The following is a 17165-nucleotide window of genomic DNA, read 5'->3' as shown; positions in this document are numbered from 1 at the left end:
ATTAATTTGGACAATAGCAAGGATTCTCGCCAAAAGTATATGTTAGTGTAAAACCAGTAAAGGTATACCAATCATTATTATTTTGATTTCCAAACCTGTATGGTTGTAGTGTTTGGTCATCAGGATAGCTTCCGTCAATATTATCAGAAAAAGTAAAGCGCGTCCCAATTTCAAACCCTAGAATGAAATTTTCCAAAAAATTTGTTTTAAAACCTATTGCCATAGGAATTCCAAACGCCAAACTAGAACCACCACCTACAGCTGTTTGTAATCCATTTAAAAAATAATAATCACGATGCCTTGCTACACTTACACCTGAATACAGATATGGCGTTGCTACTTTTCTGCCGGCATGTAAATTAAAATCTAAAAACGTAAATTCCATTCCAGCTGCAATTTCTAATAAATTTGCGTCGAATGAATAATCTCTTTGAATACGTCTGGGATCGTCTGATTTATCATCGTAAGCTTTTAAATCTGAATATATTAAAGAAATTCTCCAAGAATGTCGAGCACTTTTATTCCATTTATATAAAATTCCAAGCGATGGAGCATTTGGTGAAATATAATTGGTAGCTCCAACATCTCCAATAAGGTTACTTCCTCCAACAAAAACCCCAAGTTCGTTGATTTGGGATTGACTGAAATTTACACTTAAAAGACTTAATATAATTACGGCTATGTACCTCATAAATATTCAAAAGTTTGCAAATATAATAAATAAGATTTGGTGAATACAATTAGTATCTAATTGAATTAGTTTTAAAACATTAAAACTTGAAAAATATTGCCTAATTGCGTCTGTCTTCTCCCCAAAGAAGCTTTTTTCGAAGTGTTGTTAAGAAACTTTCATTTAAAAGGTCAACCATTTTAATTTTAAATGGCGCTTTTTTAATTTTCATGATAGTTCCATTGTCTAAAGTGGCAATTCTGGAATCTAAAGAAACTAAATGACTTTCTTCTCTACCAGTAACTTTAAGTTGAATTTCGGTTGAGTCTGTAATTATTAAAGGTCTTGCGCTTAAGTTATGAGGTGCAATGGGTGTTATTACAAAACTGTTGGTGTCTGGTGTAATAACAGGGCCACCACAACTTAATGAGTATCCTGTTGAGCCTGTTGGGGTAGAAATTATAAGGCCATCACTCCAATAGGATGTTAAATACTCTCCATTTAAATAGGTTTCAACCGTAATCATTGAGGTTGTGTTTTTTCTGCTTACCGCAATTTCGTTTAAAGCAAAATTCATAGAACTAATATCTTCATTATGTGAAGATGTTTCTATTGATAGTAAACTACGTTCAGAAATTCTATATTTGCCATCAATGATGTTTTGAATAGCTAATTCAATATCATTTACAGGAATAGTTGCCAAAAATCCTAATCTACCTGTGTTGATTCCTATTATTGGAATTCCCAAATCTTTAACAAAAGTTATAGCTCTTAGTATGGTGCCGTCGCCGCCAATACTAATAAATAAATCAAATGACGTATCTAAAGTGTCAAATTGCTTTTTTGATAAATACTTTATTTTGTCTGGATCGTTATCATTAATCAGGTTGTAAAACTCACTTTCAATGTAGGCATCAATATCTTTTTTTTTAAGATATTTAAAAAGTGTATCTACAGAAAAAGTAGTTGTTAAATTGTAAAACCTTCCAAAAACTGCAACTTTCATATTCTAAATGTTTAGATATTTATTCAAATAATCAGAACGTTCTTTAAGACTTTCAATATAACTGTCTTCTTCATGACCAGAAATTATATTATAACTATAGCGTCTAAAGGTTTGTATAATATTGTTTAATCCAGAATTCCCAATTTTAAGGGTTAACTGAATAATTTCTTCATTCATTTTTGAAACAAAAGCTCCAAGAAGCTTACCATCATTAGATTCTACTATCTGACTTATTTGACTGAAAGAATAATCATTGATACCTTTTTCTATAACTAAAACACCTCCAGGTTCATAAAAGAAAGGGGTGTCGTTAAATAAACCAATGATGTCTTTAAGTTCATAATAACCCAAATAATCATTTTTATCGTTTAAAACAGGCATCATGTTTGTTGAGTTTTTTGCAAAAGCTTCTAAAACATCTAACCACATACTACTTTCTCTAACAAAAAAATCCTCAATGGCATATTTATAATTACTTAAAGAAGTATCGCTATCAAAACAGTGTACGTCAGTTTCTGAAAAAGAACCTAAAAAAACATGATCATCATTTTCTATGGGAATGTAAGAAAATGTTAATTCATTAAATAATAACTTCAAATCGCTAATCTTGCTGTTAATATTTAAAGGTTTTATATCATTAAGAATATATGACGTAAGTTCCATTGTTGAGTTTTATAGGTAAACAAAATTAATCAAAAAAAAAAAGACATAAGCCTGTTCTACTTTGTATTTTTGTCAATTAAAAAGTGAAAAATGACAAAGCTTAGTGTAAATATAAACAAGATTGCCACCTTAAGAAATTCAAGAGGAGGAAATGTTCCTAATGTAGTACAGTTTGCTAAAGATGTTCAGCGATTTGGTGCAGAAGGCGTTACCATTCACCCGAGACCAGATGAACGTCATATACGCTATCAGGATGCATACGATTTAAAATCAGAAGTTTATACTGAATATAACATTGAAGGAAACCCTATTGAGTCTTTTATGGAATTAGTTCTAAAAATTAAACCAACCCAAGTAACATTGGTTCCCGATGCTGAAGATGCTATTACAAGTAATGCTGGTTGGGATACTATAAAACACAAAGATTTTTTGATTGATATCATTAAAGAATTTAAGCAAAACAACATTCGAACTTCTATTTTTGTTGACCCAGTTTTAAAACAAATTGAAGGAGCTAAAGAAACAGGAACAGATAGAATTGAATTATACACCGAAGCTTTTGCTCATCAATATGGGTTAGGTAATTTTGAAGCAATAAAACCATATACTTCTTGTGCCGAATTGGCTTATAAACTAGGTATAGGCATTAATGCAGGTCATGATTTGTCATTGGATAATATTAATTTTTTCAAAGAAAACATTCCAAATTTGTTAGAGGTTTCAATTGGGCATGCATTAATTGCAGAAAGTTTGTATTTAGGTGTTGATAATGTGATTAACATGTATTTGAATAAATTAAAATAATGCTGTTAAATTCAAATATATTAGGAAAAGGACAAGGTCAGGCATTTGTGATTCTTCATGGGTTTTTAGGTATGAGTGATAACTGGAAAACCCATGGGAAAAAGTTAAGTGATTTAGGTTTTGAAGTCCATTTAATAGATCAACGCAACCACGGAAGCAGTTTTTGGGATGATACGTTTAACTATGATGTGTTGGTTGAAGATTTAAAACATTATTGTGAAACATATAGTCTTGAAAACATTATCTTATTAGGGCATTCTATGGGTGGGAAAACTGCTATGTTATTCGCAACAGAATATCCAGAACTGATTTCCAAATTGATAGTAGCCGATATTTCACCTAGGTTTTATCCAATTCATCATGAAACTATTCTTGCAGGATTGAATGCTTTAGATTTTAATATTATTAAAAGTAGAGGTGAAGCAGATGAAGTTTTATCTAAATACATTACAGACTTTGGTACTCGCCAATTTTTACTTAAAAATTTATATTGGAAAGAGAAGGGACAACTTGCATTGCGTATAAATTTGGAAGCTCTAACTAAAAATATAGCTGAAGTTGGAGAAGCTTTACCTTATGAAGCTAAATTTGGAAAGGACACCTTGTTTTTACGTGGTGAAAAATCAAATTATATAATTTCTCAGGATGAATCCTTAATATTTAAACATTTCCCAAAAGCTAAAATAGTAACAATAGAAAAAGCAGGACATTGGTTACATGCCGAAAATCCAAATGCTTTTTTTGATGCTTTGATAAATTTTGTTGCTTAATATATTTTGTATATTTAAATAAAATATAAACTTATGAAACTTATTATAAAGCTTTTGGTTAATGCCATTGCCGTTTTTGCAATAGCATATCTTTTAAAAGATAATGGTGTGTTTTTAGATTCTTATGTTACAGCAATTTATGTTGCTGTTGTATTGTCTATTTTAAATCTAATAGTTAAGCCAATCTTAATTATTTTCACCTTACCAATAACTATAGTTACATTAGGATTGTTTTTATTGGTGATTAATGCATTAATCATTCTTCTTGCAAGTAAGTTAATTGATGGTTTTTCTGTAAGCAGTATTTGGATAGCCATAATTTTCAGTATATTATTATCAATACTACAATCAATATTACATTCGTTTTTAAATGAAGAAAAAAAATAGCCTTAACACAAGGCGTTAAAAACTTTGTTGGGTTGTAAAAAAATTATATTTTTGCAACCCAATTTTAGTTATATAAATTGCTGGTTTTTAAACAACTTATATGTTAAATGCCCGTTTTTGGGCTTCATACGAAAAAAAATGAATATTACAAGAGAAAACCTTGATGCGTTAAACGCTGTAGTGAAAGTTGATATTGCTAAAGAAGATTATAGCGATAAAGTAGAAAAAATCTTAACAGATTACCGTAAAACAGCCAATATACCAGGTTTTAGAAAAGGACATGTTCCAATGGGAATGGTTAAAAAACAATATGGTAAAGCAGTGCTTGTTGATGAGGTTAATAAATTATTGCAAGATGCTTTAAATAAATATTTAACCGAAGAAAAATTAGATGTGTTGGGGCAACCATTACCAAAAACCCAAGACATGATTGATTGGGAAGCCGATGGTTTTTCTTTTGAATTTGAATTAGGTCTGGCTCCTGAGTTTGAAGTAGAATTAAAAGGTAAAAAAGCTATCACTCAATACAACATTATTGCTGATGACAAAATGATTGATGAACAAATTGAAAGTATACAAAAACAATACGGTAAATTAGTATCACAAGAAGTTGTTGAAAAAGACAGTGAAATAGCTGGTACTTATAAAAACGAAGAGCACGAAATTCAAAATACAATCACTCTAACTTTAGATAAATTTAAAGAAAAATCAACTTCTAAAAAGTTTATTGGTGCAAAAGTAGGAGATACAATTTCTTTGCAAACTAAAGGGCTTTATGAAGATGAGCATGATTTAATGCATGCTATAAAAGTAGGTCATGATAAAGTACATGGTTTAGATATTCCTGTAACTTTTACAATTACCGAAATAAACAAACGTGAAGTTGCTGATTTAGATCAGGATTTATTTGACAAACTTTTTGGTAAAGATGTTGTAAAATCTGTTACCGAATTAAAATCAAAAATCAAAGAAGACGCTGAAAAGCAATTCGTTCAACAAGCAGATCAAAAGTTATTAAATGATGTAACCGAATATTTAGTTGACAATACAAAATTTGATTTACCAGCAGAATTTTTACAAAAATGGTTACAAACTTCTGGAGAAAACCCTCTTGATATTGACCAAGCTAAAGAAGAATACGAAAAATCTGAAAAAAGTTTACGTTACCAATTAATTGAAGGTAAGTTGATCACAGAAAATAATATCCAAATAACCATTGAAGATATTAAAGGCCATACCAAGCAAATGATTAAAGTTCAAATGGCTCAATTTGGTCAATTAAATCCTTCAGAAAAAGAATTGGATGATATCGCAGCTCGAGTATTATCTAATCAAGATGAAGCTCGTAGAATTTCAGAGCAACTTATTAGCCAAAAGTTACTTAATCTTTACAAGGAAAAAGCTAATTTGAAAGTTAAAGAGGTAACATACGAAAATTTTGTTAAAGAAGCTTATAGTAAGAAATAAGCAGTACATTAATAAAATATTATTCCTTATATTTAGGCGCTCAATTTTTATAAATTAAGCGCCTAATTTTTAAATAAAATCTTAATTATGAAAAAGGTTTTTTAATTTTCATAATTAAGATTTTACTATCCTGAATGAAATCAGGATTTCAACTCAAGTATAATATTAAAATACAACAATGGATTACGCAAAGGAATTTGAAAAATTCGCCATAAAAGATCAAGGGATTAGTAGTACTTATTACAATAAAATTGTGAGTAGCATGTACCCATCAAACATGACGCCTTATATTATTGAAGAGCGCCAGTTAAATATATCTCAATTAGATGTTTTTTCACGTTTAATGATGGATCGTATTCTTTTTTTAGGAACAGGAATTAACGACAATATTGCCAATATAGTTCAGGCCCAATTATTGTTTTTAGAAAGTGTTGATGCATCAAAAGATATTCAAATGTACATTAACTCTCCAGGTGGAAGTGTGTATGCAGGTTTAGGTATTTATGATACCATGCAGTTTATAAAACCTGATGTGGCAACAATCTGTACAGGAATGGCAGCATCAATGGGAGCAGTGCTGTTATGTGCAGGAGCTCATGGAAAGCGAAGTGGATTAACACACTCAAGAGTGATGATTCACCAACCACTTGGAGGAGCTCAAGGTCAAGCAAGTGATATTGAAATTACAGCAAGGGAAATACTTATTTTAAAAGAAGAACTTTATAAAATAATTAGTAAGCATACTGGTCAAGACTACGACAAAGTGTACGAAGATAGTGATAGAGATTATTGGATGAAAGCCGATAAAGCCAAGGAATATGGCATGATTGACGAGATTTTAGCTCGTAATTAAATAAAAAATTGTAATTTTAACGAATTGTTATAGAGGGATTTATAATTTTTTGTTCCAAAAATAGATTAAATATTAATGGCAAAAGAAGAATTAGAATGTTCATTTTGTGGTAGAAAAAAACCCGAAACGAATTTATTAATAGCAGGATTAGATGCGCATATATGTGATAGATGTATTGAGCAGGCGCATGGTATTGTTATTGAAGAATCGAAGCAAACAGACAGCAGTGATTTATTTGCAGAATTAAAATTACGTAAACCACAGCAAATCAAAGATTTTCTTGACGGCTATATTATTGGTCAAGACATGACCAAAAAAGTTATGTCTGTGGCTGTTTACAATCACTACAAACGTTTATTGCAACCTAAAACCAATGATGATATTGAAATTCAAAAAAGTAATATCGTTATGGTTGGTCAAACTGGTACAGGTAAAACTTTAATTGCAAAAACAATTGCAAAAATGCTTAATGTTCCATTGGCTATTGTTGATGCTACAGTTTTAACAGAAGCTGGTTATGTTGGTGAAGATGTAGAAAGTATTTTAACAAGATTATTACAGGCTGCCGATTATAATTTAGAAAAAGCAGAAAAAGGCATTGTTTTTATTGATGAAATTGATAAAATTGCTCGCAAAAGTGATAATCCATCTATCACCAGAGATGTTTCTGGAGAAGGTGTGCAACAAGCTTTATTAAAACTTCTTGAAGGTACAGTGGTTAATGTTCCACCAAAAGGTGGGCGTAAACATCCAGACCAAAAATTTATAGAAGTAAATACTGAGAATATTTTATTTATTGCAGGTGGTGCTTTTGATGGTATTGAACGCCATATTTCAAGAAGATTAAATATGCAAGCTGTTGGTTATAGTGCTTCAATATCTGAAGATGTTGTAGATAAAGATAATTTACTTCAATATATTATTCCAAAAGATTTAAAGGATTTTGGTTTAATTCCAGAAATTATTGGACGTTTACCAGTGCTCACATATATGGATCCGTTAGATTCTAAAACACTTCGTGCTATTCTTACTGAGCCTAAAAATGCTATTATTAAACAATATAAAAAATTGTTTTTAATGGATGATATTGATTTCAGTATTACCGATGGAGCCTTGGATTATATAGTTAACAAAGCCGTTGAATACAAACTTGGAGCCAGAGGATTACGTTCATTATGCGAAGAAATTTTAACTGATGCTATGTTTGAATTACCAAGCAGTAATGAAAAGAAATTGAATATAACCAAAATGTATGCTGAAGATAAAATATCAAAAACAACTATTAAAAAGTTAAAAGCGGTTTCTTAAATACATTTTAGAATATAATACATAAAAAAACCACTCTAATTTAGAGTGGTTTTTTATTTATGGATGTTAATTAATAATGGATATGCTAGTTTTTAATATGTATGCTTGTATTATTTTTTAAAAGTATTTCTAATTAATTACTGCACAAAATATTTTTAATAATTTTAGATTAATGCTATATAAAAAGCGTTGAAAAACTTAAAAAAACATAATTGTTCGATTAACGGAAATTAGCTAATATTCAACCTTAGCAGTTCATCGATATAATCCCTGGTGTTTGAAAGTCTTGGTACTTTATGTTGTCCACCAAGTTTATTGTTTTGCTTTAACCAATCATAAAAAAGATTTTTTCTTCCAATATGAATTGCTGGTTTATTTAGCGTAATGTTGTTGTATCGTTTCGCTTCATAGTCAGAGTTTAAAGACTTAAGTGCATTGTCAAATAATTCATTAAAGTAATCAATATCTTTTGGTGGTGTTTTAAATTCAATAATCCATTCATGCGCGCCTTTTTCTTTACCTTTCATAAAAATAGGAGCAGCTGTATAATCTACAATTTCGGCATTCGTTTTTTTGCATACTTTTTTTAATGCTTCTTCTGCATTTTCAATAATAAGTTCTTCACCAAATACATTTATATGATGTTTTGTGCGCCCAGAAACTTTAATTCTATAGGGATTTATGGAAGTAAAACGAATAGTATCACCAATTTTATAACGCCATAAACCAGAATTAGTAGTTATAATGAGTGCATAGTTTTTATTTAATTTCACATCACTTAAAGGAATCACTTTTTGATCTTTAGTTCCATAAGTATCCATAGGAATAAACTCGTAAAATATACCGTAATCCAGCATGAGTAATAACTCACTTGAATTGTTTTGGTCTTGAATTGCAAAAAATCCTTCAGATGCATTATAAATTTCGTAATACTTAAAATCTGAATTTGGGAGTATTTTTTTATACTGATCTTTATAAGGCGTAAAGCTAACACCGCCATGAAAATATACTTCTAAATTTGGCCAAATATCAAATAAATTGTTTTTACCTGTTGTTTCTAAAACATTATGAAGCAAAACAAGCATCCACGAAGGAACGCCTGTTAAACTAGTTACATTTTCATTTCTGGTTTCATCAACAATAGCTTGCATTTTATATTCCCAATCACTCATTAGAGAGACTTTGCTGCTGGGAGTACTACTAAATTCTGCCCAAAGAGGCATATTGTCAATTAAAATAGCCGATAAATCTCCAAATACAGTGCCGTTTTCTCTGTACAATTCTTTGCTTCCACCAAGTCTCAAACTTTTTCCTGTAAACATTTGTGAGTTCTCGTTATTGTTGAGATACATGCATAATAAGTCTTTTCCGGCAGCATAATGGCAATCTTCTAATGATTCCATACTCACAGGGATAAACTTGCTTTTAGCGTTTGTAGTCCCGCTAGATTTGGCAAACCATTTTATGGGTGTAGGCCAAAAAATATTGGTTTCTCCGTTACGTGATCTTTCAATGAGATATTGATATTCTTCGTATGTTGTAACAGGGATGCGTTCTGCAAATGTTTCATAATTTTCTATAGAAGCAAAATCATATTTCTTGCCAATTTGAGTATCTTTTGCAGTCTCTATGAGGTTTAGAAGTAATTCATTTTGTACTTCATTGGGATATTTTAAAAACAATTCAATTTGATGAAAGCGTTTTTTTAAAAACCAAGAAGCAATAGAATTTACTAAATCAATTGGCATATTTATGTTATATTTAAGATCTTAAAAATAACACTTTTTTTCATGACTTTTGAAGGCGTTTTAACAAAAATGGAATCTGAACTTTCTCAACCTATTCAATACTATTTGGTGTTTGAAAATGATTTTATAAGTATGAATCAGTTGTTAGATAAAACCATTACCATTCAATTTGTTAAATACCAATGTTTAAACTGTGGTCTGGATAAACCTATATACAGACAAGGGTTTTGTAAAAGTTGTTTTTATGAAATTCCACAAGCGGCAGATTGGATAATGCGTCCAGAATTAAGTACAGCTCATTTAGATAAGGAAGACCGTGATTTAGAATATGAAAAAAAGGTTCAGTTACAACCTCATATTGTGTATTTGGCTAATTCAAGTAATGTAAAAGTTGGAGTAACCAGAAAAAGCCAGGTGCCAACACGATGGATAGACCAAGGTGCTCATGAAGCTATTGAGATTGTTGAAGTGCCAAACAGATACCTAGCAGGAATTACCGAAGTTGCTTTGAAAGACTATGTGTCTGATAAAACCAATTGGAGAGCCATGTTGAAAAATGATATTAAGGATGAAGATTTGGTAGAATGGCGCGAACGCTTGAAACAATATATTCCTGATGAAGCTAAAGACTATTTTATAGAAACCAATACTGAAACTAATTTAGATTTTCCTGTAAATAAATATCCTGTAAAACCTAATAGTTTAAATTTGGAGAAAGAAAAAGAATATACCGGAAAATTGGTCGGTATTAAAGGACAATACCTCATTTTTGATGACAATACCGTTTTTAATATTCGCGGAAATGAAGGGTTATATGTAAAAATTAGTTTTCCTAGTTAACCGTATCTTTTTTCTTTTTCTTGCCACTTAACAACCCTCCAAGTGCGTTTTTAATTTCACTTTGAACAGTGCTGCCTGTTGTTGTTTTGGTAGAATCTGTTTGAGCTGTTTTTGTCTCTGTGCTTTGGGTTTCGGTTGTTTTTGTATTTCCCCCAATCAATCCGCTAAGTAAATCGTTTACTTTGCTTTTACCTTGATTTAAAAGTTTTTGTTTTTCAATTTCAACCAATTGACTGGTAAGGTTTGAAACACCGCTTGTTAAATCTGTTTTAACTGATGGGTTTGTGTATGTTCCGGTAATATTAGCTGTTACAGGAATAGAAATGCTATTAGTTGAGGCCTCATCAATTTTTCCAATTAAACGATTGACTTCACTGCCTAAATACTTAGCAGGCACATTAAAAACTGCATTGTATGATAGGGTTTTATCAAAATTATGATTTCCTGAAACCTCTATGTCAATGTCTTGATATTTAATATGAAAAGGTTTTACACTCACTTTACCATCACTAAATTCAAATTTGGTTTTCAAATCATTCAGGTCTAATTTTTTAAAATCAACAAAATTTAAAGCACTTCCCAGCTTATTTAAAACTTCAGCGTTTAATGGGTTAATGGTCGATGATAAAACTTCTGCCAAAGCACCGCCTGATAATGAGTTTAAGTTAGGAGTGAAATCGTCACCTAAATTACCTTTTAAATTAATTTCAGTATTTAATTTTCCTTGAATGGCTTTAGCAATTGGCGCTATATTTTGTAATAATTCAAAACCTTGAAAGGATTGCGCAATATCAAAACTCTTAATACCTAAATCCATATTGAAAGTAGGAGTATCTGTTTTTGTTGACACTAAACCAGTAACTGCCAATTGGCCATCAAAAAGATTAGAGGTTAAATTTTGTAAAATCACCTGCTCGTCTTTAACAATTAAAGTACCTTTTACATTTTTAAGTTGTAAATTATCATACTTAACGGTATTAGCTTGGGCGTTAATTGTGCAATCTAAAAAGGCTGGAATTTTAAGTGATTCAGTTGTAGAAGGTTTGGTTTCTGTAGTTTTTGGTTGTTCATCAGTCATAAAATCACTTATAGCAAATGTGTTTGAATTTAAATTGAAATTACCTTGTAGCGGTTTATCACTTAATATAAATCCTAATAATCCTTTAATACTTCCAGTAGCATTTAAATCGCTAGTTCCAGTTTTTGCATTGAACTGATTTAATGTTACATTTTCAGGATTAAAGGTTATTTTTGCTTCAGAAATTTGAATTGGATTTGCTAACGATTCCGAAGAGAAATTAAAACCACTTAAGCTCATAGAGCCACTATTTTTAATACGTGCATACGCATTGGTTTCAATCGCATCCATATCAAAAGCAGTATTGATTTTTGCCTTTAAAATGCCACTTAACCCATTTTCTAATTCAATAGGATAAGCTTTTGAAATATTTGCAAGGTTTAACGTGCCATCTATATTAGCGTTAACTAGCATGTTGCCAGTTAGGTTTTTAATAGTTGCAGACGATTTAAAAACATCTTGGTCAATCTTAAAATCTAGAGCATTAATATTTACATAAGTGTCATCAACGTTACCAGTAGTGTTTTTTATAGATGTGTTGATGTTTATGTTTTCAACACGTTTTGGTAAATCTGGATACTTAAAAGATGCATTATTTGATGCAATATTAATATTTAAGGTTGGAATGGTTTCTTCTGAAACGATTCCTTTTATGACACCTTTAATTTTAAAGTTACCAGTGGTTTCAACATTTTCAATATTTTTTGAATATGCTTCAGGAATTACAGCTAAAAAGTCTTTAAAAGTAGAACCGGGATTTTCAAACGTGATGTCAACTTCTTGAGAGTTCTCTAGCATTTTAACAAAACCATTAAACTCTATTGGTAATTGATTAATATAACCTTTGTTTTCTTTAAACGCATAAACACTGTTTGTTAAATCAAGTCCAATTAAGGCATCTAATTTTATGGAGTTATTGTTTAAATAGTTAGTGCTATCCATAGAAAAACTTATGTGAGCATCACTTTTTGTATCTAATTCTGATTTATCTGCAGAGAAAATTCCTTTACCTTCATGATTTAATTCAGACAGATAAATTTTCATTTTTGAAGCCTCATCAATATAAGTAAGAGCACTATTTTTTATACTGTAATCTTTAATATCTAATGAAAAATTACTGCTTTTAGTGGCCGATTCATTAGTAGTTTCATCAGTTTTTGCAATATCGTAATTGGTGTTTCCTAAGGCATCTGTTTTTAAGGTTAACATGGCCTCATCAACTGAAATAGAGTTTATAATGATAGGTTCTTCATCTGCATTTTTAAACAATTCTTTTATTGACATAGTAAAAGAAATATCTTTAACAGAAACTAAGGTTTCGTCTTTAAAAGGTTCAAAATTGGTGATTTTTAAATCGCTTACCGTTACGCTTGCTTTAGGGAAGTTTCTCAAAAAACTTAAGCTAACATCAGCAAATTCAACATGAGCATTAACATTATCATTGATAAGTTCTTTAATCATATTCTTGATTTGCGATTGGAATAAAAACGGAGCAATAATCAACAAAATGATAATACTTAGTAAAGAAATTCCGGTGATTTTTAATATTTTCTTCATAAGAAAAGGTTATTAAATATATACGCAAAGATGAGGCTAAAAGATGTAGAACATATTAAGATAAACATAAGTTTTGCAAAAATTTAACACGTTTTTACAGCAACTCAATTTCTTCATTCATTTTTAAATTAAAACGACGTTTAAACAAGTAAACGCCTAAATATAAAAATGGTGTGTCGCAAGCTGCTATAAAAGCCTTAAATATAAACCCTGCTAGTAATAAGCCTTGAAATTTACTCCATTCAATAATGCCAAAAGAGCATAGTAAAATCAAAATGGTTAAGGTATCTACAAATTGTGAAGAAAACGTAGAAAAATTGTTGCGAATCCAAAGATACTTGCCTTTTGTAACACGTTTCCAAAAATGATAAATCTGAATATCAATAAACTGAGCAAATAAATAAGCCAGCATACTTGCAAAAACGGCTAAAGCTGTGTTTCCAAATACGGTTGAAAACATACTATCAGTTACCGGCGACCAACTGGTTGCAGGTGCAGCGTTTGATACCAATACAATTGATAACGAAAAAAGTGAAGTAAAAATTCCAATGACTACAATATCATTAGCGCGCTTTTTGCCGTAAACTTCACTGATTAAATCGGTTATTAAAAAAGTAATCGGATATGGAAGAATTCCAACAGAAATTTCAAAAAGGCTTGTTCCAAAAATCTCAATACGAAATGGGTACCAATAAAAAAACTTTTGAAAAATTAAGTTTGAAACCACTAAAGACGTTATAAAAAGCGCTCCTAAAAGCATATAAATTCTTTGTGCAGCAAGCTTATCTTTTAATGTCATAGAAACTTATTAACAGTTTTAACAAATATAGAATAAAGTGATTTTCTTTTAGTTATTTTGTCAAATATTATGACACAATCTCACATTGCATACATATCATTAGGAAGTAATAAAGGCGACCGATTTAAAAATCTTCAAGACGCTATAGACTTCATCCATCTTAAAATTGGTAGAGTTGACATTATTTCAAAAGTTTATAACAGTCCTGCTTTTGGTTTTGAAAGCGCCGATTTTTTAAACACATGCATCCGTTTAGAAACTCAACTTCAAGCTAAAGATGTTTTAAAAGAATTGCTTGCCATTGAAAAAAAATTAGGTAGAATAAGGACTAAAAAGAAAGGTTATGAAGCCAGAATAATTGATTTGGATATTATTTTTTATGATGAAGAAATTATAAAAACAAAAACGCTTCAAGTACCACATCCAGAGATGCATAAACGTAAGTTTGTATTGCAACCATTGTATGATATTGCTCCAAAAGGGATGCACCCGGAATTGAAACAGAATATTACAAAATTATTACAAAACTGTGATGATACAAGTAATATTGACCCCATTAACATCTGGTTAAAAAACCCTAGTAAAAAACACAATTTTTCGAAGTATAATTATATAGCAATTGAAGGTAATATTGGTGCAGGAAAAACAAGTTTGGCAAATAAAATAGCTCACGATTTTAATGCAAAACTTATTTTAGAGCGCTTTGCAGATAACCCATTTTTGCCTAAGTTTTATGAAGACGCTCAACGTTATGCGTTTACTTTAGAAATGTCTTTTTTAGCAGATCGTTACCAACAAATTTCGGATGATTTATCACAGTTGGATTTGTTTAAGGATTTTATTGTAAGTGATTATGATGTGTTTAAATCGCTTATTTTTTCTAAAATCACTTTGCATGAAGATGAGTTTAAACTATACAGGAAATTGTTTTATTTAATGTATAAAGACATTGCGAAGCCAGATTTGTATGTTTATTTATATCAAAATACTGAACGTCTTCAAGAAAATATTAAAAAACGCGGACGTGATTATGAGCAGAATATCGCTAACGAGTATCTTGAAAAAATAAATGCAGGATATTTAGATTTTTTAAAAAACCAATCAGATTTTAATGTAAAAATTATTGATATTTCTGATAAGGATTTTTTAGCCAACCGTGAAGACTACCTGAGTATTTTGGATGTTATTTGTGAAGCATAATTTTGAATTTCAAATCGAGCTTTTTACATAAGAAAAGTCTCTAATAATTTTGTGTTTTCTTCTCTTTGGTACCAGTCGTTAAATACCAATTCGAATTCTTTTACTTGAAAAGATCCAAAATCATGGTTTTTAAATTGATCAACAGTCTTTAAAAATTCATTGGTATTTTCAAGTTTTTTTCTAAACCTAACAATGGTTGAGTGTGCTGTTTGAATGGCATATCTTTTGTCAAGACTTTGTTCTAAATCAGAGTTTTTAAATGCTGTTCTTAACTTTTCTCTTATATCATTTATAGTAGTATCATTCATGAATCCCTGTAACATAATACATGAATTTGATGCTGTTAATCCTTTGAATTGAATCGTAATATTTTTGTTTTTAATCAAACAGTTTTTTATTAATTCGGTGTATTTTGATAAATCAATTTTAGAAATATCGAATCCATCGTAACATGATATTATAGACATAATTGTAATATGAATATCAGAACTTGGATAATAATATTGATGTGGTTCAACCTTTTTTAGCTGATTGATAAATTTTTGAATTTCATTTTTAACCTCAATCGAAGGTCTCAATAAAAGTGTTATTCCGAATCTTTTGTCTAAACTTGAATCTATTAAATCGTCAATTTCATAATTGCCAGATGAAATATTATTAATGGATTCGTTATATAGTTTGGAATAATGTGCTTCTAAATTCATACGCAAACCTAATGTTGAGATACAATGATTTTAACTTCATTTGTAGATAAACGAAGTTAGAACTTTAAAATTTCAGAATCAGACTAAAAACTTTAACTAATATTAATGATTACAAACATGCCCGTTTCCATGATGGTTTTCATGGTGCTGACAAGATAAACCACCATCTTTTATTAAGCCTAAATTGAATTGATTTATAATGGTTTCAGGATTTCCGGAACATCCACGAATAACTTCAATGCCTGCATGATTAAAACATTGATCGCGTCACCACCAATGCCACCAGCCAACATAATAGTTACACCTTGTTCTTTTAAAATACTTGCAATATTCGATTTGCAACCACAACCTTGTTCAGATTCTAATCTTATTATATCAGTTATCTTGTTGTCTAGAACGGTATAGACATTGTAAAATTCACTATGACCAAAATGATCTTCAATTTGGTTGTTATTTGTAATTGGAATTGCAATTTTCATGGATTTATTTTTAGTGTTTTAAAATTCTTTTATGCTGTTCATTCATTCTGCCAATAGCACAATTAACATAAGATTTTGCTTTTTAATCACAGTATTGTCTCCTTTTTCAGAGTAACCAAGTTTATTAAGTTTTTAATAAAGCGGTTTTAATATTTTTAACACAACCACCAAATTTTATGTTTTCTACTTCAAAGAGTTGTTTCATTATTTAACTGTATTTTGCGCCTCGTTTTGAGATATTTTATTTCCGTTGTTAGAGAAACCGCCAAACCCGTTTCCTTTCATGTGGTCTTGAAACCAATCTGGTTCTTCAATTTTATTATCGTAAATGTATTCTGCAATTTTTTCTACAACACCTTCAGGAAATTGTTGCTTGGGCATAACGCCAAATCGTCTAACGGCACCAAATAGGATTGCTTTGTCTTTAGTAGGATTGCTGGCAAACGTTACCACTTGATTCATAAAATCTTCTTTGGACATTTCATTTCTTAGATAACGAGTTTTTATCGCAATCATGGGGGGAGCAATTCTTCCATTGTTTTCTGGTATTGTTGGGTTATGACATGCATAACAATGTGTTTCTAAAAGTTTTTTTCCGGGATGCTCTTTTTTTAAACCATAAGAAACCTCAGGATATGATTGTTTCCCTTGATTATTACAACTAAATATTAGGAGTGAGATTGCGAGTAATTGTATTAATTTCATAAGTAATAATTATTACTACAAATATCATATTAAACAATGACTCAGTGAGTAACATTAGTCACCTTTGGAATGAAGTTTATTTGAGTTTTAAAGTGTTTTTAAATCAAAAATTAAAATAAGAAAATTT

17 protein-coding genes are annotated in these 17165 nt (G+C 30.3%); 8 read left to right on the top strand and 9 right to left on the bottom strand.

The genetic code is table 11. The features are described from left to right. Window position 1 precedes the first annotated feature (1 nt). The 3 genes from V8G69_RS06225 to V8G69_RS06215 all read right to left on the bottom strand — a co-directional run bounded on the left by V8G69_RS06225 (window position 2) and on the right by V8G69_RS06215 (window position 2339). Window positions 2–691, bottom strand: a complete 690-nt coding sequence (locus tag V8G69_RS06225; protein ID WP_394880963.1) for a DUF6089 family protein — start codon at window positions 689–691, stop codon at window positions 2–4. Between the two features lie 100 nt (window positions 692–791). After that, a complete protein-coding gene (locus V8G69_RS06220) occupies window positions 792–1676 on the bottom strand; it encodes an NAD kinase (RefSeq protein WP_394880962.1) in 885 nt (294 codons plus the stop codon). Between the two features lie 3 nt (window positions 1677–1679). Continuing rightward, window positions 1680–2339 (bottom strand): CBS domain-containing protein, encoded by a 660-nt coding sequence (locus tag V8G69_RS06215; RefSeq protein WP_394880961.1) that lies wholly within the window; start codon window positions 2337–2339, stop codon window positions 1680–1682. A gap of 90 nt (window positions 2340–2429) precedes the next feature. Between V8G69_RS06215 and V8G69_RS06210 the strand changes: the two genes are divergently transcribed. The 6 genes from V8G69_RS06210 (at window position 2430) to clpX (ending at window position 7928) form a co-directional block, all read left to right on the top strand. Further along, entirely contained in the window at window positions 2430–3143 is a 714-nt protein-coding gene (locus V8G69_RS06210) for a pyridoxine 5'-phosphate synthase (RefSeq protein WP_394880960.1), read from the top strand. Beyond that, window positions 3143–3913 (top strand): alpha/beta fold hydrolase, encoded by a 771-nt coding sequence (locus V8G69_RS06205; RefSeq protein ID WP_394880959.1) that lies wholly within the window; start codon window positions 3143–3145, stop codon window positions 3911–3913. The genes V8G69_RS06210 and V8G69_RS06205 overlap by 1 nt, the downstream gene beginning before the upstream one ends. Before the next feature lie 33 nt (window positions 3914–3946). Then, window positions 3947–4300 carry a phage holin family protein gene (locus tag V8G69_RS06200; RefSeq protein WP_394880958.1) on the top strand — a complete coding sequence of 118 codons (354 nt, stop codon included), beginning with the start codon at window positions 3947–3949 and terminating at the stop codon, window positions 4298–4300. A gap of 138 nt (window positions 4301–4438) precedes the next feature. Next, entirely contained in the window at window positions 4439–5767 is a 1329-nt protein-coding gene (gene tig / locus V8G69_RS06195) for a trigger factor (protein WP_394880957.1), read from the top strand. A gap of 178 nt (window positions 5768–5945) precedes the next feature. Beyond that, window positions 5946–6620 (top strand): ATP-dependent Clp endopeptidase proteolytic subunit ClpP, encoded by a 675-nt coding sequence (gene clpP, locus V8G69_RS06190; RefSeq protein ID WP_394880956.1) that lies wholly within the window; start codon window positions 5946–5948, stop codon window positions 6618–6620. Between the two features lie 75 nt (window positions 6621–6695). Beyond that, window positions 6696–7928: an ATP-dependent Clp protease ATP-binding subunit ClpX gene (gene clpX, locus V8G69_RS06185; protein ID WP_394880955.1), complete on the top strand. Its 1233-nt coding sequence runs from the start codon at window positions 6696–6698 to the stop codon at window positions 7926–7928. Between the two features lie 230 nt (window positions 7929–8158). On the opposite strand, the gene V8G69_RS06180 is transcribed toward clpX, so the two are convergent. Continuing rightward, on the bottom strand, window positions 8159–9676 hold the full coding sequence (locus V8G69_RS06180) for a GH3 auxin-responsive promoter family protein (RefSeq protein ID WP_394880954.1): 1518 nt from the start codon (window positions 9674–9676) through the stop codon (window positions 8159–8161). A 42-nt stretch (window positions 9677–9718) separates the two neighbouring features. On the opposite strand from V8G69_RS06180, the gene V8G69_RS06175 reads away from it, so the two are divergent. After that, a complete protein-coding gene (locus V8G69_RS06175; protein ID WP_394880953.1) occupies window positions 9719–10516 on the top strand; it encodes a DUF2797 domain-containing protein in 798 nt (265 codons plus the stop codon). Here V8G69_RS06175 and V8G69_RS06170 read toward each other — a convergent pair. Together V8G69_RS06170 and V8G69_RS06165 are read right to left on the bottom strand one after the other, a co-directional pair. Then, window positions 10509–13151: an AsmA-like C-terminal region-containing protein gene (locus tag V8G69_RS06170; protein WP_394880952.1), complete on the bottom strand. Its 2643-nt coding sequence runs from the start codon at window positions 13149–13151 to the stop codon at window positions 10509–10511. The two genes, V8G69_RS06175 and V8G69_RS06170, sit on opposite strands and share 8 nt — an antisense overlap. A gap of 94 nt (window positions 13152–13245) precedes the next feature. Next, window positions 13246–13950 carry a queuosine precursor transporter gene (locus V8G69_RS06165; protein ID WP_394880951.1) on the bottom strand — a complete coding sequence of 235 codons (705 nt, stop codon included), beginning with the start codon at window positions 13948–13950 and terminating at the stop codon, window positions 13246–13248. Window positions 13951–14019: 69 nt separating this feature from the next. On the opposite strand from V8G69_RS06165, the gene folK reads away from it, so the two are divergent. Next, window positions 14020–15150: a 2-amino-4-hydroxy-6-hydroxymethyldihydropteridine diphosphokinase gene (gene folK / locus V8G69_RS06160; protein WP_394880950.1), complete on the top strand. Its 1131-nt coding sequence runs from the start codon at window positions 14020–14022 to the stop codon at window positions 15148–15150. A gap of 23 nt (window positions 15151–15173) precedes the next feature. Here the strand turns inward: folK and V8G69_RS06155 are convergent, their stop codons facing one another. The 3 genes from V8G69_RS06155 to V8G69_RS06145 form a co-directional block, all read right to left on the bottom strand. Next, window positions 15174–15854, bottom strand: a complete 681-nt coding sequence (locus V8G69_RS06155; protein WP_394880948.1) for a 2'-5' RNA ligase family protein — start codon at window positions 15852–15854, stop codon at window positions 15174–15176. Window positions 15855–16048: 194 nt separating this feature from the next. Then, window positions 16049–16333, bottom strand: a complete 285-nt coding sequence (locus V8G69_RS06150; RefSeq protein WP_394880947.1) for a NifB/NifX family molybdenum-iron cluster-binding protein — start codon at window positions 16331–16333, stop codon at window positions 16049–16051. A gap of 204 nt (window positions 16334–16537) precedes the next feature. Next, window positions 16538–17038, bottom strand: coding sequence for a hypothetical protein (locus tag V8G69_RS06145; RefSeq protein ID WP_394880946.1), 501 nt, complete (start codon window positions 17036–17038; stop codon window positions 16538–16540). Window positions 17039–17165: the final 127 nt, after the last annotated feature.

Origin of the sequence: Gaetbulibacter sp. M235 (assembly GCF_043876835.1) — a bacterium.
Taxonomy (GTDB): domain Bacteria; phylum Bacteroidota; class Bacteroidia; order Flavobacteriales; family Flavobacteriaceae; genus Yeosuana.
Note: the sequence above shows the minus strand (reverse complement) of the source record. Positions and strands in the feature narration are given on the sequence as shown.